Source organism: Halobellus litoreus, from assembly GCF_024464595.1.
Classification (GTDB): Archaea; Halobacteriota; Halobacteria; order Halobacteriales; family Haloferacaceae; genus Haloquadratum; species Haloquadratum litoreum.
The window spans coordinates 109,290-130,825 of the sequence record NZ_JANHAW010000004.1; the positions used below are offsets into that span (position 1 = coordinate 109,290).

A 21,536-nucleotide genomic window follows, 5' to 3' on the forward strand; every position below is an offset into this window, starting at 1 on the left:
TTTAGAACAGCTGTTCGCGAATCTCTGTGCAGTTCTCAAGTGTCCGGTTGTCAATCTGTTCGTTGACATCCTCGATGGACGCATCCTTAGATACAATTAAATCAAGGTACTCTAGGATGAGATCTGCATAGAGTTCGCGAGCACGGATGAGGAACGTGCTAGCAAGGAATTCCTCGTCCTCGACTGTAATCCACTCACCATCGCTCGGTTCGTCTGGGAGTGTTGTATCCTTATGTACGACCTTGTTACGGTAGTCATACAGTGTTCTGAAGAACTCTCCTATCCGCTTTGACGACCAATTGCGAGCGTTCTGCTCACCCAGAAGCACTGCCGTCCGAACACCGAGGCGATATCTATTCCCACCAGGGGAGCCACCTTTCAGCACGGTCGTTTCGCAGCCAACGACACAATCGACTAATTGATCCTCGAGGGACTCCCGGCTGAACATTCGCTCGAACCGGGCCAGCGGGTTCTGAAACTTGTCATAGCCAGGGGCGATTCGATGTCGATGATCCCTCCACAGCCGAGGAATCTCCAAGGCACGATCTTCAGCGATATGCGTTCCTGTCGTCGAACTCAGACACTCGAATTCGAGCTCGAAAGTGACCGGTGCCGCAATCCCGCGGTACGTTTCCCAGCCCGGAACCACGTTGTAGCCCTTCTCGTATCCAACAGTTCCTAACGGGCAGAGAAGCCGCAGACACCGACGAACGCTCGCTGCGAGATACTCGATCACCTCGGTCAGCTGCTGCCAGGGATAGACGTCGGCCGGTGTGACGTCGAAGTCGGGACGTTCCCAGGGGCTGATTTCGGTGTCATCGATTTCGCGAGCTATCTCTCGATAGGGTCGCCGGCGTCGGAGACCGATTTCTAGTGCTGCGTTCGGGCCGCCTGCATCTCGCAATTCGTCACCGAACGACTCCGGGAAGAGATGTTCGACGTCGAGGCCACTCACCTGTGTTAGTGAGAGAGTTCTGGGACTTGCGTCTCCAGCGAGATTGAACGAGCTTTACTTTCACTATGGATGGCTGATGTTCATATCCGAAGCGAAGGTATGCTAAAGTGGCTGATGAAGCGGACTAACACGTTCGCCGTGCGACCGCTTTCCGATACCGGTGAGCAACTGCTACGCGATCTGTTGGACGCTTCCGCCGCTCTCTGGAACGAAATTAACTACCAGCGCCTGATGCGGTACAACGACGAAGACGGGTTCAAGGGAGACGTGTGGGACGCCGATACAGGCCAACTCGAAGGCAAATACAAAGGCGTGCTCGGCGCGTCTACCGCCCAACAGGTCATACGGAAGAACAGTGAAGCGTGGCGCGGGTTCTTCCGCCTGAAAGAGCAGTATCACGACGGGTCGAACACGTCGATTACGGAACACCCGGAGCCGCCGGGGTTTCGCGGTAACGACGACGATGGGCGGCAACTCCAGACCGTCATTCGCAACACCTCATACACCGTCGACTGGGGCGAGCGCTCACGACTTGAAATATTGGTCGGGAGCGACTTGAAGGACCGATACGATTACACTGGACGTCTCCGACTCGAAATCGCTGGCGACCCGAACTGGCCCGACTACGAGAGTCAGGGACGGCTGGATCTGTGGTACGACGAGACTAATTGCACCTTCCGAGCTTCGCAGCCCGTGATTGTCTCTGACGATGCACGGGCGACTCCACTGGCCTCGGAGGAGGCCGCTTTGGATATTGGTGCAAACAACCTCGTCGCCTGTACCACAACGACCGGTGACCAATATCTGTACGAAGGTCGCGGACTATTCCAGCGGTTCCGCGAGACGACACGAGAAATCGCCCGACTACAGTCGAAGCTCGAAGACGGACAATACAGTAGCAAACGGATTCGGCGGCTGTACCGAAAGCGAACCCGTCGCCGCGACCATGCTCAAGAAGCGTTGTGTCGTGACCTGCTGAAACGACTCTACGAGGACGGCGTGAACACGGTGTATATCGGCGGTCTGACCGACGTACTGGAGACACACTGGTCGGTCGAAACCAACGCCAAGACCCACAACTTCTGGTCATTCAGAAAGTTCACCGAACGGCTGGCTTGTACCGCCGAAGAGTTCGGTATTTCTGTAGAAGTTCGGTCGGAGGCGTGGACGAGCCAGGAGTGCCCTCAGTGCGGTTCGACGGACCGAACAACCCGGCATCGCGACACGCTGACGTGTCCGTGTGGATTCGAGGGACACGCCGACCTCACGGCGTCAGAGACGTTCTTAGACCGGCACACAGAACAGGAAGTCAGGCCGATGGCACGGCCCGTGCGGTTCGAGTGGGACGACCATAACTGGTCGGGGATACCACACCCTCAGGAAAGTCCCAAAGAACAGCGCACAGACCCAAGTACCGTCCAGCGGGACGGAAATATTGCGTCTGGGGAATCCGTATAGCTGAGATTTCCACGGATGAAACCCTGTCGTCTATGACGGGGAGGATGTCATGTCAACTGCTGGCGTAACTATACCCGGTTCTGGGCGCTCTACCAGATGCTTGAGGACCTCGGCGCGACCATCGACATCCACCGGCAGTCGACGCCCCATGACGAACTCGTCGATCGCCTCCAGCAGCATGACGGCCCGCGAACCGTCGTCATCCTCGACGAGGTCGACCAGCTCGAAGACCCCAGCGTCATCTACGACCTCCACAGCCTCCCGCAGTTCGCGATCATCTGCATCGCGAACAAGGAAGAGGAGCTGTTCAGCCGCGTCGACGACCGCCTCGTGAGCCGGCTGCGCTCCAGCGAGCACGTCCGGATGGACAAGTACCACGACGAGCAGCTGTACGACATCCTGGGTGCTCGTGCGAAGTGGGGTCTCGACGAGGACGTCATCACCGACGACCAGCTCTATCGCATCGCCGACGCGGCCGCCGGCGACGCCCGCCTCGCGATCGGCATCCTCCGAACAGCGGCCAGCAAGGCCGACCGCGAGAACCACGAGCGGATCACCGACGACATTCTTCTGGATGCCGCCGAAGATGCTCGGGCCCAGATCAAGCAGAAGAGCCTCGACTCGCTCACGCCGCACCAGCGCGTCGTCTACGACATCGTGCGCGAGCACGGCCCGGTCGGGCCAAGTGAGATCCACGAGCACTACACTAAGGAGGTCGATGACTCCCGGACGAAACGGACCGTCCGGACGTACCTCTCCAAGATGAAGCAGTACAATCTCCTCAAGGCGGAGGGCACGAGTCGGGATCGAGAGTACTCACTCGTCGATTCGGCCGCTGCGTCGCCGATGCAGTGACCGTAGCGCCGTCGAGTAGGCATATCCCGCATCGATCCGGCCTGGACGGAAGTTCTATGTATTGGTATCTTTATAGAGATAACTAATGGCGAGATCGTCAAGTCGGACAGAAGGCTATTCAATAATGGCCGAATTAATGGATGCTACAGCTGCAAAGATTGTCTTGGCGGTTCAGCGTGGCGATTCTATTAATCGCATCGCGAGCAAGATCGACGTGTCGTACTCGTGGGTGTACGACTGGATTGAGCGGTTAGATGACGCAGATATTATCGCTAAAACCGATAGTGGAATTCAGGTCGTCGACCACGAGATGCGCCAGCAGTACGCCGAGATGATGGCTGCGTTGTACAGCCGCGACACCATCTCCCAAGAGGATGCGTACGTCATCCCACACTTCGCCGGGATGGAGTTTGCGTACACGGAAATTGACGCCGCGTACGTCTGGACGCACGGTGGCTACCAGATCGCGCGGAGCTACGACGACTATCCGGTGTTCATCGAAGTGCACGACCGTGACGTCGAACGTTGGATTGCGTTCTTCCAGCGGTTTGGCGTCGATGCGACGATCAACGAGCGCCCGGACGCCAGCGACGTCAACGGGAACATCCACTATGTGTTGTTCCCGAGGACCAACGGTATCGACGCCGAGTGGGTCGACGGTAACCCCGTCATCCCGTTGGACGACGCCATTGCTCAGATGATAGAGAATCGCCCAGCGTACGAGCCCGCCTTGGAGATCATCGCCGACGAGTACGACAGGGAGATCGATACGTCGCACCACAGCGCAATGGGCGCGGATTAACAGAGGCAATGGAATGAGTCTTCCCGAACGACAATCCGAACTAATCGACACACACCGCGCGGTACAGGACGCCGAACTGCCGTATGTTCTCGTTGGCGGCTGGGCAGTTTCCGCGTTTCAAACCCGGTTCACGACCGATATCGACACCGTGATCCCGGACACTGCACTCGACGACTACGATACTCTCCTTCGTGACTTCGGATACGAGAAACAGTTCGAGCAGGATGTCTCGAACGAGTACGACGGTCGAATGATCCAGTACGCGAAACCGGTCGGAGAGAACGAAGTCAAGTTCGAGGCACTCGTGGATGCGATGGGATGTCGACAGACGGACGCAGAGTGGTCGTACCGCTATCTTCACGAACACAGTACGATAGAAGCACTCGATGTCGCCGAAGGCCTCGACGGGCGAATCCCGGAACCGGCCCTGCTGTTCGCGATGAAACTCCACAGCGGCCGGAAGGCCGATACCCGTGACCTGGTCGTGATCAGCTTGCGTGCGGACTTCAACCGTATTGAGCGACACCTCCATCGTGGCGACCCCGAGAAGCTCAAGAGACAGATCGAAATGGTGCTGGATCAACTCCAACAGAAGGGGTTCGAAGACTCGTTCAAAGGTGTCTTCCGACAAGAAGATCTGCCAGCAGACGCGATTAACAACCTTGTTTCGTTCCTGTCCGAGCAGCGAGATCAACTGTAAGATATTAACCAACAGACGACACGGAGCACCAGTTTGTTGGTTAAGTAATCAGCGCCGGCTGAACCCGGTCTCTGGAAACGTTCTCGGAAACAGTCGGAACAGCCCCAGAAAGTCGATGACAGAGGATGGGGACAGTATCTGTCTCGTGTCTTCCCTGAAACGCGGAAGCTACACGCCGCGGCTTATCGGGAGTGTGGACCTCTAGTCGAGTATGGAAGAACACGCAACGTCGAACCGATTGGCGGTGGACCAGCCGACACGGGGCGCTGACCGCAATCGGTCCCTTGCTGACCAGGCCGCTCCGGCTACAGACGAGATGCTACTCCCTTCACTCGAGGACGGCATCACGCTGCTTGACGTCAAGGGAGGTCGCGGCGTCCCGATCCTGCAGTCGCTCGTGCTCGACCATCTCCTCCTGCACGACGGGCCCGCCTTCTGGGTCGACGCAAATGGCCACGCGACAACGACGACACTCGCCCAAATCGCGCCTAGTCAACGGTTGCTAAACCGAATCCACGTCGCACGCGGATTTACCGCCTACCAGCACTACGGCGCCATCTGTGATCTCCCGTCAGCGGTGAACAAGTCGATCCAGACGTCCACCGCCAACGCCCGGGCAGCCGGTCGAGGGGCGCCAGGTCGTGACGAGGACACGTCGCCCCACACGCCCGCCCTCATCGTCGCCCCGGCCATCGACGCCCAGTATCGCGCCGACGATACCCTCGGCGAGACCCACGCGAAAACCCTTCAGGCTCGAACTCTCGCCCGGTTGGCGACCTACGCCGATGGGTACGACATCCCGGTGCTCGTTACGCGAAACGAACGAAACGAACTCACCGAGTCAGTCGCGACGGTCGCCGACCACCACCTAGAGTGCGAGCAGACGCGGATGGGCCCACGCGTCGTCGGCGAGGACTTCGAGACGCTCGTCTATCCCGTCGACGACGGCGCGTACTACCAGACGACGTTCGCGTACTGGCGGCAGCTGCTCGCGGCACGCGCCACGCAGGTCGGCGTGGAACCGACAACGCCGACGCCGTCGACGCCGACTCCGGAGGGTGTCGGGACAGGCGTCACAGCTGACGGTGAGACGGTGGCGGCCACTGCGGACCCCTTGCTCGATGCGTGGACCGCGACCGGGACAGGAGGCCGATAGCGATGGGGCGCACAAACCCGACGTACCGGGATGCGCTCCGGGCCATCGAAGAGCGGTGGGCGGAGTTCCGCCGGGCACTGCGGCGTCGCGACCAGCCACGATTTGACCAGCTGTTCGAGTACGCCCGCGAGCACGCCGACGCGAGCGGGCTGTTGAACCACCAGAATCCGCTGCTACCGGCACTGCTCAGCATCGATCTCGAACAGGAGGCTCGCCTCGACGACCACGAGGAACGCCTTGAGGAGCTTGAGCAACGGCTTTCGGAAACCGTGGTCGAACAGCAGCAATCGTCCGCCGAAGGTAACACTGGAGGTGTGGAATGACGGAATTGACGACGATTGCATTCGATATTGAAACGACGGGATTTCAGGCCGATGATGAACTCACAGTAGTTGGGTTCGACTCGGCGGTCTCGTCGCGAGTGTTTCTCCATACCGGAACGGCACCACAAACAGGCCTCGCAGATCGGCTCAACGACGCCCTCCAGACACCGGTACAGCTCTCACTCCACGACAGCGAACAGGAACTCCTGAACGAACTGGCGACGTTTGTCACATCGACACTCACCCAACGTGATGCAAAGCTCGTTGCGTACAACGGTGAGCGGTGGAACGGAGGATTCGACCTCCCGTTCCTTCGCACACGGCTCTGTACGCACGGGCTCGAGTGGCTCTTTGGCACATTGCCATACGTCGACGTAATGGACGTCTTCGAAACACGGTTCAATACGAGTGAAGACACGCTGAGTGGCGTCTACGAGGAACTGATCGGCTCCGAATTGAACGATCTGGATCCATTTACCGACAGTAGCGAGGCAGTCACCGCATGGAAGGATGGCGCCTACGAGCCACTCATCACTCACAACGTCGCCGATATTCGACGGACTCGAGCGTTAATGGAGCTCGCAGAACGGTATTGCTCGAAGTCGGATTTCTCGATGAAATCGCTCGAACCGATCGTCTGAGGGCTGGTTGTATCCGTTCCGAAAACACGAGTCCCCCGCCAGTAGAACAAGGAGGACACGCCTATGGTCAAGGAGTGGGCTACGGCGGGTTCTCAGCGTCGTTGATCCCTTCGAACGTCTCGTGAGCGTGGGCGTACCGCCATCGTTGGAGAATCGCTTGCGTCACGAGGCCGGTCTCGGACACAGCAATACAGGATTCCTCGACGGGACGGCTGGGAGCGTCGGGTGGGGGATGGAAGTGTCGTCTCGGGGCGTCCGGTTTCGGGTGGCAATCGAACCGGAAATCCTGATTCCGATCGTCCGTGTAGTGGATCGCATAGTTTCCGGTTAGACTCCACCGGATGTCGATTCGAGCGGTTGACGCTGCACCGACTCCATCGGACAGTTCGACCGAGAGTGTCTGTGGATTCACCGGATCGTCTAGTGATGCTGTCTCGGCCAGCGGTTCCTGCTCCATGATCAGGTCGCGAATCTCACGCAACGCCCCGGCGTCAATCGGCCCAAATACCTCGGATTGCTCGACCGACTGAGACTGTTGAGAAGGAGTCTCGTCGCTGGTCATACGACGATGGATGGATCGCTATCGCCCTCATCGTCGGTATCTGTGCCAGTCAGGTGGCCAGTGTTGCTTGCTTCGCCGATTGCGAGTGTTGCTTGTGCGAGTGCGAGGTTGCGTCGCGTCGTTTGCCATTCCGTGAGGAGGGCACCGTAGTCGCTGTCGACGTCGTCGACGTCTCGTTCACGGGCGAATTCTTCGGGTGAATCGACACCATACTCCTCACGCCACTCCTGTATCTGTGCCTTCATATCAGCAATCCCGGACGCGATCTCTTCGGGGGACAGTTCCGCGAGCAGCGACTGTGCATGTTCGGTGACAATCGCCGTTTCCGATCGTCGGTAACACGTCGTCTGCCCATCTTGGGAGGTCGTCACTTCGCCAGCGCTTTCGAGCGTTCGCAGGTGCTTTCGCGCCGTTGTTGCCGAGACGCGGGCGCGGTCGGCGATCTCGCCGGCGGACGCAGGGTTGTAGGTAGTGCGAATGATTTCGTACACTCGTTCAAACGGCGTCGTCTCCTCAATCCATTCTTCTTCGACGACATCGTTTACGTCGCGGTGTTCGGTCCCTCCATCAGGGATCATTCGACCGGCCGGGACCATCTCCTCGGACATGATATGCCAAACAACGCTAGAAGAGTATAATAATCTGGGGGACAATATTTTGTTCTCTTGGCTGCCTACTGCCGTTCCCACAGCGTTTCGATTCGCTCTTCGACGTACTCGAGGACGAGCTGGCAGACGTCACGATGGTCTTGGGGCCACTGTGCGTCGTCTGCGTTGGTGCGACCGGCATCCGGCGGCGGATGGAAGTGATCTCGTTCGTTGTGACTGCTGGGGTGGCGGTCCCAGCGACACTTCCACACGCTCTCTTGACGCTCTTCTTGATAGTGAACGGTGAAGTCGTCGTTGCGATACCATCGAATCTCAAACCGAGCAGACGCATCGCCCGGGTAGTAATCACCGGCGAGTTCGATACGGAGATACAGCTTTCCCTCCTCGACGAGGTCCACTGCTTCGAACATCCGACGGCCAGCGAATCGAGACTGTATCCGCTCTAGCACCGCACGGTCCAGTGGCGCGGGACTCGCGCCGTCGTCTGCCGGTACCATTGTCAGCCGTGCGATGGCGCTGTCGAGCTAGTTGCCTTCTGGCGGGCGCGCTCGTGGAGTCGTCGTTCCTCAACCGCGGTTGCCCAGTCCCCGAGGTCCGCATACACGTCATCAACGTTCTCGGCGTCGTATTCGAGAACATCGACGTCACCGGGCGAGTCAGCGTCGTACTCATCGCGGTAGGCTTCGATTTGGTCGGTGAACTCCGAGACCCGGGCCTGTAGTTCTTCAACGGTGTGTTGGTTCGCCAGTTCGTTCATTCGCCGCCACTCGAAGTAGTCGTCGTTGCGCTCGTATCGAACTGGACGACCATCGTGATGGATGACGATGCCGAGGTCAGTGTAGAAGGACAGATGCGTTCGTGCGGACTCTTCGGAGCAGTCTGCACGCTCGGCAATCTCGGCGGCGGTCATCGGCTCCCGCGCATGGAGGACCGCGCCGTACACGCGCTGTTTCGTGTCTTCGCCGTCGAATGGCCGGTCGAATGGGGGTGGGCCGTCGCGACGAGCGTCGTTTGACATACTTCGACCAACGGGCTAAGAACACATATTTCTTGCTCTGCCCTAAATATATTTGTCCCGTCCATAATTTCGGATTGACTACCCTACTCGGGACGACGGCCGCGTCTATGAGTGGGGGCCATCACCAACGGCGTGGTCGCGACTGAAATGAAGACTATATTAATACTTTTAACGATAGCTCTATTTGTGAGGTGCGTGAAGGTCCGCCGCACCGTCCCGGTCAAACTCGACGTGACCGACGAACAGGCGGACCTGCTTCATGAGACGATTGATGAGTTCTTGTGGGCCGCCAACTACGTTGTGGATGCTGCGTGGGACGGCGAGTGGGCTGAAACCCGCTCGTCCGTTCTACACGAGCAGACCTACGATGAAGTCCGCGAACAGACGCAGCTCCACAGCAACCACGTTCAATCAGCTCGTGACCGTGCCGTTGACGCACTCAAGAGTGTTGTCACCAAGTGGTCGAACGGCGAATATGCCTCGTTACCGACGTTTACCGCTAGGTTCTGTGACTACAACCAGCGCAACGCGACTTTCCACGACGACCACGCCTCGCTCTCGACTGTCGATGGACGCGTGACCGTCGAGTACATCTTACCCGACGAGACCCGTGATACGCCCCACTCGGAGTACCTGCGTAGCGACGACTGGGAACAAACCGGCGCAACGCTCCACCATCGCCGTGGCGATTTCTATCTCCACGTCCGAACAAAGGCGGACGTGGATAACCCCGAACCAGCCGAGAACGGAACGGTTCTCGGCGTGGACCTCGGGGTCGAGAACATCGCTGTCACTTCAACAGGTGTATTCTGGTCCGCTGATGAATTGAACCACTGGAGACAGGAGTTCGTTGAGCGCCGGAAGTCGCTCCAAGAGTGTGGGACACGGTATGCCCACGAGAACGTTCAGTCTGTCGGACGTAAGGAAGAGGGGCGCTTCAAGCAGTATCTGCACAGTGTAGCAAACGAACTGCTTGAAGAGGCTACAGAGAACGGCTGTACGGTGATCGCGTTCGAGAACCTGACGGATATCCGTGACCGGATGCCGAACGCCCGGAAGTTCCACGAATGGGCGTTCCGGCGACTGTACGAGTACGTCTCATACAAAGCCGAGGAATGTGGCATCTATGTCGAGCAGGTGAATCCGAACAATACGAGTCGGCGGTGTTCATCGTGCGGGTTCACCCACGAGGACAACCGCCCGTCGCAGGACACCTTTTGCTGTCAGTCCTGTGGATACGAGAACCACGCGGACTACAACGCGGCCAAGAACATCGGCTATCGACTCCTTCGCAACCAAACCGGGGGCGAAGGAGGCGTACCCGTAGGCGTGCGCTTGAACACCGGGATGCTGAACGCGAACGGGATCAAACCCGTACCGGATTCGGTTAGAGCGGGAGTCCATGGTGAAGACCCACCACTATAGCGGGGTTAGCCTACCTGTACCCGGAACGTCTCACCGGACGTCATCCGGTGTGACTGCCACAGCGACCGCGACGACGTCCCCGGCCTCGGATACTCGATCTGCGACGACCAGGGCTACCTCGTCGACGTGCTACAGCCGATCATCGACGCTCGCGACGAGATCAAGGCGGCCATCCGTCACGAGAAGGAACGGGACGACCCCGACGAGGACCGGCTGGCGGAACTCGAGGGACGGTCGGGAGCGCTGAAGTGGATCCTCGTCGCCTGCTTCGGCTATCAAGGGTTCAGCAACGCGAAGTTCGGCCGCATCGAGTGCCACGAAGCAATCAACGCGTTCGCTCGCGAAATACTGCTGACGGCGAAACAGCGGCTGGAAGCCGGCGGCTGGCGCGTCGTCCACGGCATCGTCGACTCCATCTGGGTGACCCCGGACCCCGACGTCGACGACAAGGACCGCGAGGACCTCGGGACGCTCGCGACGGCAATCACGGAAGAGGTCGAGATCCGGCTCGAACACGAAGCCCACTACGACTGGGTGGCGTTCGTGCCGCAGCGCGAGAGCGACGCCGGCGCGCTGACGAAGTACTTCGGGAAGGTCGCCGGCGACGACGACTTCAAGATCAGAGGTATCGAAGCCCGACAACGTTCGACCCCGCCGTTCATCGAGGACGTCCAGCGGGACTGTCTCGAACGGCTCGACGCGACTCGATCTCCGGACGGCGTACTCGACTGTCTTCAGGATGCTATCAAGCGCCTCCACGCTGGAACGGTGCCGGTCGAGCAGCTCGTCGAACGGAATCGTGTCTCTAAGCCACTCGAAGGATATACGCAAAACACCCAGAACGTGGCGGCGCTGAAGCGGGCACGGGAGCAGGACCTCGCCATCCATCCGGGACAGGATATCGAGTACGTAGTTGTCGACGACGAGAAAAATTCGCGAGAGCGGGTCGCGTTAGCCCACGAAGAAAGAGTCGTACGATGCGTCGTACTACGAGACGCAACTCGTCAGAGCTGTCGAGAGTGTCCTATCACCGCTGGGCTGGGATCGTAGCGAAATTCGGCGGACAATTGGTACGACTCGGAAGACGGAGCTGACCACCTTTACCGGGATCGATGATTAACCAACACTACTGGGAATTCGGAGCTATGTTGGTTAATATTGGATGTAACCACGTACTGCTGGAGCCCAGTCCAAGCCAAAGATGGTGAGGGAACGTCACTTAACTTGACTAATATCGGGATCAAGGTTCGATAGTCGGTTCCTAAATAGAAGTTAATTTGTGGTGCTGAAGGAGGAGGTGGAACATACACCTCTATCGATGTGTTTGAGACAGGTCACTGGTATCCGAGAAGCGAAATACATCGAGGATACAGACACCCCTCTATCGATGTGTTCCATAGGTCGACGTGAGGTGTTTGACCGAATACAAACGATGATGATAACGTCAAGTTAGAGTAGTCCTTCAGTAGCATCGCTCTATTTGCCGTAAAGTGACTTTATTTGGGTATCTAAGCTAACGAGAACTGAAACCCGGTTAGAAGGTGATGAACTCGACACATCGAACACATCGATAGAGGTGTGTGTGTGTTAGTGTGTTCTAGAAAGCTAGAAAGAAAGAAACAGATTCTTTTCTCAAGGGAAATCTGGGGGTTTAATCGGCTTGTGGGTGTAATTGGGGCGAAGAAGGGCTACCGACGATGGTTTGATCTAGAGATACTCTCCAATAGCCCCTCCCCCTTCGATCCGTTGAACACATCGATAGAGGGGTGTGTCTCTGGATCCACCGACTGAGTTAACACTTCGTCGGACGTCATGGATACAACTCATAACTGAGGATCGAATTTTTGAATTCGTGTAGATACCACCACCGGGCCGCTTTGAGAACCACTATGGGATTCGTCGGCGGCTGCTCACCGGCGAGTCCACGGGTGATGGACTCGATTTCGTCGGGGACGTCGGCGGAATCGACCTCTGCTGATTGCGTGTTGTCGATATCGACCGGGATCTCGTCGCTCGAGACGTTGTCTGGACTCTGTTGTTGACTCATTGAAAGTCACCTCTGAGAGCCTTCGAAGGAGCCCTCGCCCACGAGGAGATCAAGACCTACGACGCCTCGTACTACGAGACGCAACTGGTCAGAGCGATCGAGAGCGTGCTTTCTCCTCTTGGCTGGAATCGGCATAATATTCGACGGGAGCTCAATGAAACACGTGTAGTCAGTATCACGGACTGGATCTGACGAACTCCCTCCCCCCTTTTTCGAGTTGTAAGTCACGGAGTATTGGTCACTTCAGATGCTATGTAGAGAGAATAGAGTTCGCAAAAAAGGACGCAGAGACGATGAGACGTGATAATTCTCGGGATTGGGACTAGGTACGACATTTGGATATTCTCCATACCCACAGATTACGATCTTCTAGCTGAGCTAGAATATCTACTTCTTTTATCTCTATTACGGATGTGGTAAGCTAACGTACAACATAAACTTTCGCATTTCTAGTTGCAAGTTGCAGAAATGGATCTTTGGGTCTTCTATCGCGTGTATCCGCCATAATCGGCTGTTTTGCAGTTCCTCTTCCTGTTCACCCCCTCCCCGGCGTCACGAGTTTACAACTCGAAAAAGGGGGGAGAGGGTAAGATGGTCAAGTTTACCAAACGAGCTTCATCAGCCACCGTGTCTATTTGTCGGTATTACTCTCATTCGTGAACTGCTCATACGAGCGTCGCCCTTTCGCGACGATTCTGGTGCTTACAACTCGAAAACGGGGGGTCTGGGATACACCATTTCACCTTAAGCATCATTCGCACAATTCAGACGGTACAGATTTACACCTATATTCAGAGCGACTCACCGTTACTTACAACTCGAAAATGGGGAGGGTGGGCGAATCGGACTCGGTGTGATACCGCCCCTCGAAGTCTTACAACTCGAAAACGGGGGGTCTGGGTCATCGAGGAGTTTCGATGATAGAGATTCTTGGCGACCCCTTACAACTCGACAACGGTGGGTAATAGATTCCGAAGACGGTATTTGACTCTTTTCGAGAATACAGGGCTGTGGTCGGTGGATTGCCTGTTTTCACTAGGTTACAACTCCACAAAGGTCCATATTTTTATACCCGGAGTTCGAGGGGGTTCATAATGGGACGAGAGGGACGTAGAGCAGGATCGAATCATCCAGAAGATGAGGAGGATCGCGAATCCTCTTCTGCTGATCCTGAAAACCCTGAGTCGACGGGTGGTGATGGTGATTCGCCCGATACGTCACAAACGACGTTCGAGAAGGGCTCGGATCCGGTTGATTCGTCTCAACAAGCAACCAACGGCGACGGTGGCGGCATCTCAATTCGTGATCGACTCCAAACCGAGTCGTCCGGGGGCGTTTTCGCGAACAAAGACCTCGTTCGATCAGATACTATCATCGACGAGGATCGTATCGTCGGTCGTGATGACCAACTGGGCCGTGTCGTCGACAATCTGAAACCGGTACTCCAGAATGAAGGCATCCCGGATATGCTTCTGAGTGGTCCCTCTGGAACTGGGAAGTCGCTCATCATTCATGCAGTCTGCAAACAGATCGTCGAACTGTGTGAATCTCAAGGCAAGACGTTCGGGGTCATTTCAATCAACTGCGAGGGGCCGAAGACTGCTGATCGGGCGGTCTATCGGTTAGTTAAAGCTGCTGCCGACGACCTCGGCGTCGATCCTGGAGTTCCCCAAACCGGAGTTTCAACGGATCAGAAGCTGGAGCGACTGTACGAACTGATGCGCGAGTACTACGACGGTGTGATCTTCATTCTCGATGAAATCGATATGCTTGAAGGACCGTATCAGGAAGCAGAGTATAATTCTCTCATCTACCAGCTTTCACGGGCGCGAAAACTCGCCGATTTTGATGGTCCGATTTCACTCACGACTATCACGAACTACGCCGATTTTATGAAGGACCTCAACAGCCGCGCACAGAGTTCTTACAATCCTGACGATATCTTCTTCGACGATTACGATGCGAATCAACTCCGTAGTATTCTCCGCAACCGACGGGACGCCTTCAAACCAGAATCGCTTGCGGATGATGTTGTTCCGCTTGTTGCTGCGTTCGGATCCCAAACCCATGGGGATGCGCGGAAAGCGATTGATCTCCTCAGATGGGCTGGTGAATTAGCCGAGCGGCGTGGAGCCGACACAGTTACCGAGGCTGATGTCCGTGATGCTCAGGAGAAATACACCGAAAACCGCAAGCTCCGCCATATTAGCGGCATTTCGACTCAAAAGAAACTCTCCATCTACGCCGTGGCGGCGACGGCCAACTACGCAAGAGAACATCCTGAGTGGATCCCTGCTGGACCTGCGTTCAAGACGTACCAATTCATTGCTGATACGATGGACGCAGACCAGTACAGTCGCGAGACGTTCGTGAATCACGTCACAGAGCAGAGTACGTACGGTGTGTTGGACTTCGAGCGTCGAGGCAAGGGGCGAGGCAGAGGAGTGCATATGTATTTCTCCCTCTCCGAGGATCCGGAAACGATTATGGAGACTATACGTGAGGATTCCCGGTTCGAAGATCTAGCTCACGAAGAGGCGACTATCAGCGCGGTTGTCCGCGAACGGTTGAAGCAGTTCCGTAGCAAGAACTAATCTCGCTCAGATCCGCCCCGCGCTTACTACTCGAAAACGGGGGGTGTTCGCGGCTCGGGTGGTACGTTACAGCTCGAAAACGGGGGGTATCACCGTCGGAATTTCTCGTTACTACTCGAAAACGGGGGGTGGGTGACCTTAGAGATCCGACGTTCTATTGTATGTGATGTGCCATCTCCACGCCCTCTCCCATTTACAACTCGAAAACGGGGGGTGTCCTCCCATTCGAGTTCATTCGTCTGGATTGACTGGGCCTTTGTATTTGGAGGTCACCTTGTCGCCTTCTCTCCATTGCCAGTAGTAGTAGCGGTTGTCGTTGATCTCCTTGATCGTGATCGTCGCTTTGGCAGGGACATCGTCCGGGAGGTCGTCTGGTCGCTCATCCACCTCGTCTTGGTCTGCCTCCTCTTCGAGACGGGCCTCACGTTCCTTGTGCTCGGCTAGCGCTTCGGCGTACGTTGAAACGTCTCGGAGTCGGTTCGGAGTCGACTCGTTGAGGACGTTGACGATTTCCGTCGGAAAGCTCGACGGTGGGGCCGGTGGTTCGTAGGACATCGGCTCTCTCCGTATTAACCAATACAATCCGCAAATGCAAAGCTCTGTTGGTTAAGTTGAGAGGGTCGCCCTCCAATCCTACTGTCTGTAACATTTGTCGAAACTTATTTATAAATTAGTTTCGTACTGTGTTACATCATACTCCGGCGCATCGAACTCGAGGTCCTCGCCATCGTCGAACGCGGCGACACGATCTCCGAGCTCGCGACAAAGCTTGACCACAGCGAGAGCTACCTCTCACGTGCTGTCGGCGACCTCGTCGAGAAGGGTCTCGTCTACACGGAACGCGACGGCCGCCGAAAGCGGATTATTCCCTCGGACGCCCGGGCAGTCGAAGCCTACCAGGACCTCGTCCGCCAGCACTCCCATATCGAATTCCCCGAGCTGTTGACCGGGAAGACTCTCGAGGTACTCTACTATCTCGACAAGCCACGAACCGTCGCCGACATCGCCGACCGGACCGACAACTACCGCAACACCGTCAACCGCATCCTCAAGCGGTTTCGCGACCGCGGGCTCATCGGGTCGGACGAGGGCCGCTATGACTTCAACGCCGACTTCGACCGCCTCCACGAGTTCGCTCGTGAACTTGCACACCATCTACACCGCCAACGCCTGGAATCCGTCGCCCCGAAGGGAACGATTCTCTGGGGGGACTACGACGAATTTCTCGCGCAGACCGAGACGGAAATCGACGTGGAGGGGTTCCACGAAACCGGCCTCGCTCGGTTTGCCGTGTTCGACCTTCAGTTTCTGCTTACCAGCCACCGCTACTACCTCTTCTCCGAGGAACTCGACGCAGTCTCGCCGGCGGAGCTGTGCTGTCACACGCTGCTCATCGACGACGGCAGCCGCCACCGCTCGTACTGTCTCCTCCTGCTCAGCCACGTCGACGTCGACGAGGACGACCTCCGAGAGCAGGCGGCGACGTATGGCCTCGAAGACGAAATCGACGCTCTGCTCCGCTATCTCGAGACGCACGGCGAGGTCGACGACGACCGGCTTCCTAAGTGGTCCGAGTTCCAGAAGCTGGCGGCTGACTACGAAATCGAACAGTAATCGAGTGCTGACACGGAGCCGATTCTGCAGGAGTTACGCGCCGTCCGGGCGGGGGGCGTTCTCGTACTTGACCATCTTCTCGGGCTTGTCAGCGATAGTGTCGTAGATTTGCTGGAGCGTCTCCTCCGCGGCGAGCAGGTTGTGCTTCTCCAGGAATTCGCGGCCGTCTTCGGTGAGCCCGTAGAACTTCCAGGGGTAGCTCTGCCGGCGCTGATCGTCATCGAGGGCGACCTCTTTGACGATACCTGCGTCGATCAGCTTCTGAATGTGTTTGTAGACAGTAGCGTCGCTCACGCTGGGGTTGAGTTCCTCGAGTTCGTACATCGAGGGGAGTTGCTCGGGATGCTGGAGGAAATTGTTGATCAGCGCGAACCGCGTCTGTTGGGTAACAAAGTGGACGAGTTCGCGGGATGTCGTGTCGTCGCCGACACTCGAACCAGCGTTCATAACGATGTGTTCAACCGGGCGTAGTAAAGTAGTTTACTCGAGAGTAAACTACCACATCGACTCACTCTGATGGGTGTGTAGCCGAGCGAGGAGGGCAGGCTCGTTCACCGTTCCCCACTTGCTTCCCACTGCGGACGTGGTGTTGGGGACGGGAGGTCGCTAACCACAGTGCGGAGTTCCTCCTCTGTCGTCCACGGGAAGCACCGATTGTGGAGTTCGAATTTGCGGAACTTGTTGAGATGGACCCAGCTGTACGTCGCTGGCTCTGCTCCCGTATTTAGCCGATCGTCGACCACATCCCAAACCTCCTGTTCGTCGATGTCAAACCTGCTCTTTCGTGCGCGATCAACAAGCGAATCAACCTTTAATTGGACTTCATCCTCCGACAAATCGTCTGCGAACGCAATCTCGAGAGCGGCCTGAATGACGTGCTGTTTCGAGTCAAGGTTCTCGTCAGCCACCCACGCGTAATCGCGCGGGAACACGTACGACTTGTCGAAATACGGCGGGTCATCGATCTCGCCCAATTCAGGAGCCTCACCACCACTCTCCTTCTCGAATACCCCGACGATGTAGTCGCTGTAGGTCGCGAGCAACGAAAACATAATATCGAACGTATTGAGCCGGTCAGTCGGGAGTTCGAGGAGATCACCCATGATGAACGGATAGGCACCGAGCTGCTTCGTGAGTTCGTTCTGGACGGCGCGGAGCCGGCGGAGATAGGGGTCGCGATAGCTCCCCAGGATGAAATACGATGTCCGCTGACTCCAGAGGTACGGCAATTCGCGCTGTGTGAACCGCCAAATCTCTCGTTTCTCTGCAGGCTCAAGTTCGATGCCCCCGATGGCCTCGTGAACAACGGTCATAATGTCCCCAGCGTCCGGCGGCGGGCTTGGGTCGGTCATTAACTGCCGATTCAAACCACACCTCCTTATCCTTTCTGAACCACTTTGGTTTTCTCTGACTTAACCAACTTGGATGGCCCTAACTGTTATAGCGCCCTACCTCGTACCATCACATATGAGCGAAACCGACACTGGCGCGGCCGATGCAGGGCCGTTCGCGGAACAACAGCGGCTGTTCAAGCTGCTGTCCCAGGATACGCGCCATCTCATCATCCAAGAGCTGCTGGGCCACCCCGCACATCTGATGTCGCTCGCCGAACTCGAGTACATGACTGGAAAGAGCCAAGCAGCTATCAAAGATCAGCTGGAGACGTTGATCGACGCCGGGCTCCTCGCACGCTACACGTACGACCCAAGTGAGGGAAAACGTGATCTCCCTTCCCAGTTCTACGGGTTCACGGAGCGGGGCGTCGAGATCCTCCACGACTACAAGTATCTCCGTGGCCTCCCGGTCGCACGCGCCCTCTACGAGAACACGCGGAAGACCGAGAAAATCGAGCGCCACGAATCGGCGCCTCGGCCGGAGATTCCGGATGCTGTCGCGCAAGCTCTTGAGTTTGACGAGCCCGATCTCGGCACCGTCGATGGTGGTACAACCCGATAGTTCGTCGGCGAACCATCGCTTTCAACTGAAGCGGTAGCGCGGAGTCCCCTTCCTCAACGAACGAGCGAAGCGAGTGAGTAGGGCGGAGCGCGTTCGTATTGGCTACAACCACTAACCTACAAATAGCCACGTATCTACATTGAAACTGTGGCGGATGACTACGTGCGTCGGACAGCAATAACCCGTCTCTCGGTAGACGGTGAGCAACGCGAGTTGCTCGAGGAGACCATCTCCGAGTGGAAACGTGGGTGCCAACTCGCCACCGACATAGCGTGGGGCAGGTGCAACGCGAAAAGCGACGTACAGCCCCTCGCCTACGACGACGTGCGCGAACACACCGGCCTCGGGAGTCAGCACGCGATTCTCGCCACTCACCAGGCTGCAGAGGCCATCACTGGCTGTCTCGAACACCGGTCCAACGGCAAGAAAGTCAGCAAGCCGACCTTCACCGCACCCACAGTGACGTACGACACTCGAACCATGACGCTGTTCGATGATGATACGGTGTCGCTCACCACCACGGAGAGTCGCGTCCGGTGTCCGCTTGCGCTCCCCGACGCCGACGATGGCTACCAACGGCAGTACCTCGACTCCGACGAATGGAGCGTCACCGAAAGCACGCTCACTGCCCGCGACGGCGACTACTTTTTACATATCGGGTTCCGCCGACCCAAGACCGATACCGAACGGAACACCGCCGAGGACGGAACGGTCCTCGGGGTCGATCTCGGCATGGAAAACCTCGCCGTCACCAGCACCGCCTCATTCGTCAGCGGGCGGGAGTTGACCCACAACCTCCGCGAGTTCGAGACAGTTCGCGCCGGGCTCCAACAGACTGGCACACGAAGCGCTCACCGAACGCTCGAACAGTCGAGTGGCCGAGAACTGCGATACATCCGCGACGTACTCCACCGAGCGTCGAACGCCATCGTGAACGAAGCACTCCGCTATGAGTGCGACGTGATTGCGTTCGAGGACTTGACCCACATCCGCGACCGCACGGGTGCGTCGTGGGGACACAAGTGGGCGTTCCGAACGCTCTCTGAGCAAGTTGAGTACAAAGCCGAAGCGGAAGGCATCGCGGTGAAACAGGTGGGGTCGGCGTACACGTCGAAGCGGTGCGCCGAGTGTGGCTTCACAGCGAACGAGAATCGCTTGACTCGTGACGATTTCCGGTGTGTGAAGTGCGGGGCCGAAGCGAATGCAGATTACAACGCGGCAAAGAACATCGGGATGCGATACGTCCGTCGAGGCCAACAGTCGTCTCGGCGGACGGGCAACAGTCAGCTTGCCCTAAAGTCTGGAACTGTGACGCCGAGTGGTGGATTCACCGCCCACCCGGAAGGGTTCGAGGCCGAGTTCATGGACAAGTCCCACCCTCCACGAGCGAACCCGCCAGGGTGAGCGAAGTAGGGTGGGGTAGTTGACCACTCAAACCTGAAGGAGCGTTGATTTCGAACCGTCCTGTGGAGTAGCTCAATCGCTATGCTACGAGGAGGGAAGCCGGCCGTCTGGTCGGGGAACACGGCCCCGTTTGATTTCGTGATCGACGCGACGCAGGTGCTTACAGCCACCCTCGGGCGAGCGCTGCTGCCAGTCGGGACAGGAACACGACTCGTCGATGACGTCGACTTCGTACCTGTTGCCGGACGCGGACTGTACCTCGTAGCGGCCACCTTTCGAGAGGAGCGAGACGTCCATCGTTTCGTTGACGGCACGCTTGGTACGAGGCTCGAGGTCATTCTGCGACTGTGCGCTCTCGTCGACGACCAGCCGGTCGCGAACGTCGCCCGTTCGGCCACCGTCCGGAGCGACGGCTTCCGCAGGGCCATTGAGCCGCTCGTGGAGTACTTCTTCCACCGGATGGCCTTCCGGCCATATGTAGTGGACCTCGCGGCGCTCGCGATGGTCGTAGGAGCCGCACGCGGCCGCGCTGCCGGTCCAGACGCGCCAGGCACCGAGCGCGCCCATTATGTCCACGATAGTGCGTGGAACTGTCTGGTGGTCGTCCGGGAAGAACACCCGGAAGCGGGTACACGCTTCTTGCGGCGGGACGATTTCCCACCAGTCTACGCTGGTGCTCCAGTTGTCGAACATCGCACCGTCGCTGCCGTAACCGACAGTAATGCCGTCCATCGGCGTCCAATCCGTCGGCAGGTGGTTTGCCTGCCCTTCGAGCATCCGGAGGACGGCGTAGCGAAGGTACTCGTGGGCTTGGTTATCCACCGTTCGAGCGACCTGGTCGTACGCGCCGTCGACGCGCTCTATGTTGTCGTCGAGCGACTCGACGAGTGCCCGGTAGACGGTTGCCGCCGACGCGTACCGCTCCTGCTCGCGGTACTCCCGCGAATCGAACCACTGCGTGAAGTCGATGGGATCGAAGACAACGTGGTACTCAGGATTTGTCTCTTCGAACCGCCGGTCGATCGAGGCGCGAAGCTCGTCAGCCGACTGTCTCGTCGGCTCGCCGACTCGGGCGAGAAACCGGGGCGCGGAGATCCGCATCGGTCGCGAGTTCGTCACGCAGGAACGCGCGGAGATCGTCGGCGTCGACGCCATCGAGTGCGGCGTCGAGTTGATCGTCTTCGTCTGGCGGTGGGTCGTCAACACACCGAAGCAACACGGCGACGGCGTGCTTGCACGCTCCCGGCCCGTCGTACGGACAATCGCACCACGGGGCAAACCCGTCGGTGGCGAGGTCAACACGGACATCGTACTGACGGCTGCCGCTCACGACGGCGGTTACGGTGGTGTCGACGCGGTGCATTTCGTGGATACGGCCCTCAGTAAGATATCGTTCGCCACGTTCGAAGACCGCGTCC

The 21,536-nt window shown here is 57.7% G+C and carries 21 protein-coding genes and 4 pseudogenes; 14 read left to right on the top strand and 11 right to left on the bottom strand.

The window, feature by feature from the left end:
* Position 1 precedes the first annotated feature (1 nt).
* The gene (locus tag NO360_RS19020) at positions 2–955 is read right to left on the bottom strand and encodes a HEPN domain-containing protein (RefSeq protein WP_256309113.1); all 954 of its coding nucleotides are present in this window, start codon (positions 953–955) and stop codon (positions 2–4) included.
* 114 nt (positions 956–1,069) lie between these two features.
* Here NO360_RS19020 and NO360_RS17355 point away from each other — a divergent pair, with 114 nt between their 5' ends.
* The 7 genes and pseudogenes from NO360_RS17355 (at position 1,070) to NO360_RS17385 (ending at position 6,890) form a co-directional block, all read left to right on the top strand.
* The gene (locus tag NO360_RS17355) at positions 1,070–2,413 is read left to right on the top strand and encodes an RNA-guided endonuclease InsQ/TnpB family protein (RefSeq protein ID WP_256309114.1); all 1,344 of its coding nucleotides are present in this window, start codon (positions 1,070–1,072) and stop codon (positions 2,411–2,413) included.
* A 48-nt stretch (positions 2,414–2,461) separates the two neighbouring features.
* Positions 2,462–3,268: pseudogene (locus tag NO360_RS17360) on the top strand (Cdc6/Cdc18 family protein); the annotation flags it as partial.
* 136 nt (positions 3,269–3,404) lie between these two features.
* Positions 3,405–4,070, top strand: a complete 666-nt coding sequence (locus tag NO360_RS17365; RefSeq protein ID WP_345780223.1) for a helix-turn-helix domain-containing protein — start codon at positions 3,405–3,407, stop codon at positions 4,068–4,070.
* 13 nt (positions 4,071–4,083) lie between these two features.
* Positions 4,084–4,770, top strand: coding sequence for a hypothetical protein (locus NO360_RS19025; RefSeq protein ID WP_345780220.1), 687 nt, complete (start codon positions 4,084–4,086; stop codon positions 4,768–4,770).
* 316 nt (positions 4,771–5,086) lie between these two features.
* Positions 5,087–5,926 carry a hypothetical protein gene (locus NO360_RS17375; RefSeq protein WP_256309117.1) on the top strand — a complete coding sequence of 280 codons (840 nt, stop codon included), beginning with the start codon at positions 5,087–5,089 and terminating at the stop codon, positions 5,924–5,926.
* 2 nt (positions 5,927–5,928) lie between these two features.
* Complete coding sequence (locus NO360_RS17380; RefSeq protein ID WP_256309118.1) at positions 5,929–6,249, top strand: DUF8156 family protein; 321 nt, start codon at positions 5,929–5,931, stop codon at positions 6,247–6,249.
* Positions 6,246–6,890, top strand: coding sequence for a ribonuclease H-like domain-containing protein (locus NO360_RS17385; RefSeq protein WP_256309119.1), 645 nt, complete (start codon positions 6,246–6,248; stop codon positions 6,888–6,890). Before NO360_RS17380 ends, NO360_RS17385 begins: the two co-directional genes overlap by 4 nt.
* Before the next feature lie 79 nt (positions 6,891–6,969).
* Here the strand turns inward: NO360_RS17385 and NO360_RS17390 are convergent, their stop codons facing one another.
* From NO360_RS17390 to NO360_RS17405, 4 genes are all read right to left on the bottom strand, one after another.
* Positions 6,970–7,452 (bottom strand): toxin-antitoxin system TumE family protein, encoded by a 483-nt coding sequence (locus tag NO360_RS17390; protein ID WP_256309120.1) that lies wholly within the window; start codon positions 7,450–7,452, stop codon positions 6,970–6,972.
* Entirely contained in the window at positions 7,449–8,060 is a 612-nt protein-coding gene (locus tag NO360_RS17395; protein ID WP_256309121.1) for a winged helix-turn-helix domain-containing protein, read from the bottom strand. Before NO360_RS17395 ends, NO360_RS17390 begins: the two co-directional genes overlap by 4 nt.
* Positions 8,061–8,125: 65 nt before the next feature.
* Positions 8,126–8,470, bottom strand: coding sequence for a toxin-antitoxin system TumE family protein (locus tag NO360_RS17400; RefSeq protein ID WP_256309122.1), 345 nt, complete (start codon positions 8,468–8,470; stop codon positions 8,126–8,128).
* An 89-nt stretch (positions 8,471–8,559) separates the two neighbouring features.
* Positions 8,560–9,078, bottom strand: coding sequence for a DUF7342 family protein (locus tag NO360_RS17405; RefSeq protein ID WP_256309123.1), 519 nt, complete (start codon positions 9,076–9,078; stop codon positions 8,560–8,562).
* A 195-nt stretch (positions 9,079–9,273) separates the two neighbouring features.
* On the opposite strand from NO360_RS17405, the gene NO360_RS17410 reads away from it, so the two are divergent.
* Together NO360_RS17410 and NO360_RS17415 are read left to right on the top strand one after the other, a co-directional pair.
* A complete protein-coding gene (locus tag NO360_RS17410) occupies positions 9,274–10,503 on the top strand; it encodes an RNA-guided endonuclease InsQ/TnpB family protein (RefSeq protein ID WP_256309219.1) in 1,230 nt (409 codons plus the stop codon).
* A 15-nt stretch (positions 10,504–10,518) separates the two neighbouring features.
* Positions 10,519–11,623, top strand: a pseudogene (locus NO360_RS17415) (type B DNA-directed DNA polymerase); the annotation flags it as partial.
* A 732-nt stretch (positions 11,624–12,355) separates the two neighbouring features.
* Here NO360_RS17415 and NO360_RS17420 read toward each other — a convergent pair.
* A pseudogene (locus NO360_RS17420) lies at positions 12,356–12,550 on the bottom strand (DUF8013 domain-containing protein); the annotation flags it as partial.
* A 30-nt stretch (positions 12,551–12,580) separates the two neighbouring features.
* Between NO360_RS17420 and NO360_RS17425 the strand changes: the two are divergent.
* Positions 12,581–12,742, top strand: a pseudogene (locus tag NO360_RS17425) (DNA polymerase domain-containing protein); the annotation flags it as partial.
* 902 nt (positions 12,743–13,644) lie between these two features.
* On the top strand, positions 13,645–15,144 hold the full coding sequence (locus NO360_RS17430) for a Cdc6/Cdc18 family protein (RefSeq protein ID WP_256309124.1): 1,500 nt from the start codon (positions 13,645–13,647) through the stop codon (positions 15,142–15,144).
* 231 nt (positions 15,145–15,375) lie between these two features.
* Here the strand turns inward: NO360_RS17430 and NO360_RS17435 are convergent, their stop codons facing one another.
* On the bottom strand, positions 15,376–15,699 hold the full coding sequence (locus tag NO360_RS17435; protein WP_256309125.1) for a DUF6788 family protein: 324 nt from the start codon (positions 15,697–15,699) through the stop codon (positions 15,376–15,378).
* A gap of 138 nt (positions 15,700–15,837) precedes the next feature.
* Here NO360_RS17435 and NO360_RS17440 point away from each other — a divergent pair, with 138 nt between their 5' ends.
* Positions 15,838–16,758 (top strand): MarR family transcriptional regulator, encoded by a 921-nt coding sequence (locus NO360_RS17440; protein ID WP_256309220.1) that lies wholly within the window; start codon positions 15,838–15,840, stop codon positions 16,756–16,758.
* A gap of 33 nt (positions 16,759–16,791) precedes the next feature.
* Here the strand turns inward: NO360_RS17440 and NO360_RS17445 are convergent, their stop codons facing one another.
* Positions 16,792–17,205 (bottom strand): helix-turn-helix transcriptional regulator, encoded by a 414-nt coding sequence (locus NO360_RS17445; RefSeq protein WP_256309126.1) that lies wholly within the window; start codon positions 17,203–17,205, stop codon positions 16,792–16,794.
* Positions 17,206–17,309: 104 nt separating this feature from the next.
* A complete protein-coding gene (locus NO360_RS17450; RefSeq protein ID WP_256309127.1) occupies positions 17,310–18,110 on the bottom strand; it encodes a DUF8170 family protein in 801 nt (266 codons plus the stop codon).
* Between the two features lie 115 nt (positions 18,111–18,225).
* Between NO360_RS17450 and NO360_RS17455 the strand changes: the two genes are divergently transcribed.
* Together NO360_RS17455 and NO360_RS17460 are read left to right on the top strand one after the other, a co-directional pair.
* Positions 18,226–18,714, top strand: coding sequence for a helix-turn-helix domain-containing protein (locus NO360_RS17455; protein WP_256309128.1), 489 nt, complete (start codon positions 18,226–18,228; stop codon positions 18,712–18,714).
* Positions 18,715–18,861: 147 nt separating this feature from the next.
* Complete coding sequence (locus tag NO360_RS17460) at positions 18,862–20,118, top strand: RNA-guided endonuclease InsQ/TnpB family protein (RefSeq protein WP_256309129.1); 1,257 nt, start codon at positions 18,862–18,864, stop codon at positions 20,116–20,118.
* 84 nt (positions 20,119–20,202) lie between these two features.
* On the opposite strand, the gene NO360_RS17465 is transcribed toward NO360_RS17460, so the two are convergent.
* Together NO360_RS17465 and NO360_RS17470 are read right to left on the bottom strand one after the other, a co-directional pair.
* Entirely contained in the window at positions 20,203–21,219 is a 1,017-nt protein-coding gene (locus tag NO360_RS17465; RefSeq protein WP_256309130.1) for a hypothetical protein, read from the bottom strand.
* Positions 21,158–21,481 (bottom strand): SWIM zinc finger family protein, encoded by a 324-nt coding sequence (locus NO360_RS17470; protein WP_256309131.1) that lies wholly within the window; start codon positions 21,479–21,481, stop codon positions 21,158–21,160. The genes NO360_RS17465 and NO360_RS17470 overlap by 62 nt, the downstream gene beginning before the upstream one ends.
* Positions 21,482–21,536 lie beyond the last annotated feature (55 nt).

Excerpts from the sequence above, each read along its gene's own strand:
- NO360_RS17400 (WP_256309122.1), bottom strand. The coding sequence starts at position 8,470 with ATGTTCGAAGCAGTGGACCTCGTCGAGGAGGGAAAGCTGTATCTCCGT.
- NO360_RS17395 (WP_256309121.1), bottom strand. The coding sequence starts at position 8,060 with ATGTCCGAGGAGATGGTCCCGGCCGGTCGAATGATCCCTGATGGAGGG.
- NO360_RS19025 (WP_345780220.1), top strand. The coding sequence starts at position 4,084 with ATGAGTCTTCCCGAACGACAATCCGAACTAATCGACACACACCGCGCG.
- NO360_RS17470 (WP_256309131.1), bottom strand. The coding sequence starts at position 21,481 with ATGCACCGCGTCGACACCACCGTAACCGCCGTCGTGAGCGGCAGCCGT.
- NO360_RS17435 (WP_256309125.1), bottom strand. The coding sequence starts at position 15,699 with ATGTCCTACGAACCACCGGCCCCACCGTCGAGCTTTCCGACGGAAATC.
- NO360_RS17455 (WP_256309128.1), top strand. The coding sequence starts at position 18,226 with ATGAGCGAAACCGACACTGGCGCGGCCGATGCAGGGCCGTTCGCGGAA.
- NO360_RS17375 (WP_256309117.1), top strand. The coding sequence starts at position 5,087 with ATGCTACTCCCTTCACTCGAGGACGGCATCACGCTGCTTGACGTCAAG.
- NO360_RS17385 (WP_256309119.1), top strand. The coding sequence starts at position 6,246 with ATGACGGAATTGACGACGATTGCATTCGATATTGAAACGACGGGATTT.
- NO360_RS17430 (WP_256309124.1), top strand. The coding sequence starts at position 13,645 with ATGGGACGAGAGGGACGTAGAGCAGGATCGAATCATCCAGAAGATGAG.
- NO360_RS17405 (WP_256309123.1), bottom strand. The coding sequence starts at position 9,078 with ATGTCAAACGACGCTCGTCGCGACGGCCCACCCCCATTCGACCGGCCA.
- NO360_RS17390 (WP_256309120.1), bottom strand. The coding sequence starts at position 7,452 with ATGACCAGCGACGAGACTCCTTCTCAACAGTCTCAGTCGGTCGAGCAA.
- NO360_RS17355 (WP_256309114.1), top strand. The coding sequence starts at position 1,070 with ATGAAGCGGACTAACACGTTCGCCGTGCGACCGCTTTCCGATACCGGT.
- NO360_RS17380 (WP_256309118.1), top strand. The coding sequence starts at position 5,929 with ATGGGGCGCACAAACCCGACGTACCGGGATGCGCTCCGGGCCATCGAA.
- NO360_RS17365 (WP_345780223.1), top strand. The coding sequence starts at position 3,405 with ATGGATGCTACAGCTGCAAAGATTGTCTTGGCGGTTCAGCGTGGCGAT.
- NO360_RS17445 (WP_256309126.1), bottom strand. The coding sequence starts at position 17,205 with ATGAACGCTGGTTCGAGTGTCGGCGACGACACGACATCCCGCGAACTC.
- NO360_RS17465 (WP_256309130.1), bottom strand. The coding sequence starts at position 21,219 with ATGCGGATCTCCGCGCCCCGGTTTCTCGCCCGAGTCGGCGAGCCGACG.
- NO360_RS17450 (WP_256309127.1), bottom strand. The coding sequence starts at position 18,110 with ATGACCGACCCAAGCCCGCCGCCGGACGCTGGGGACATTATGACCGTT.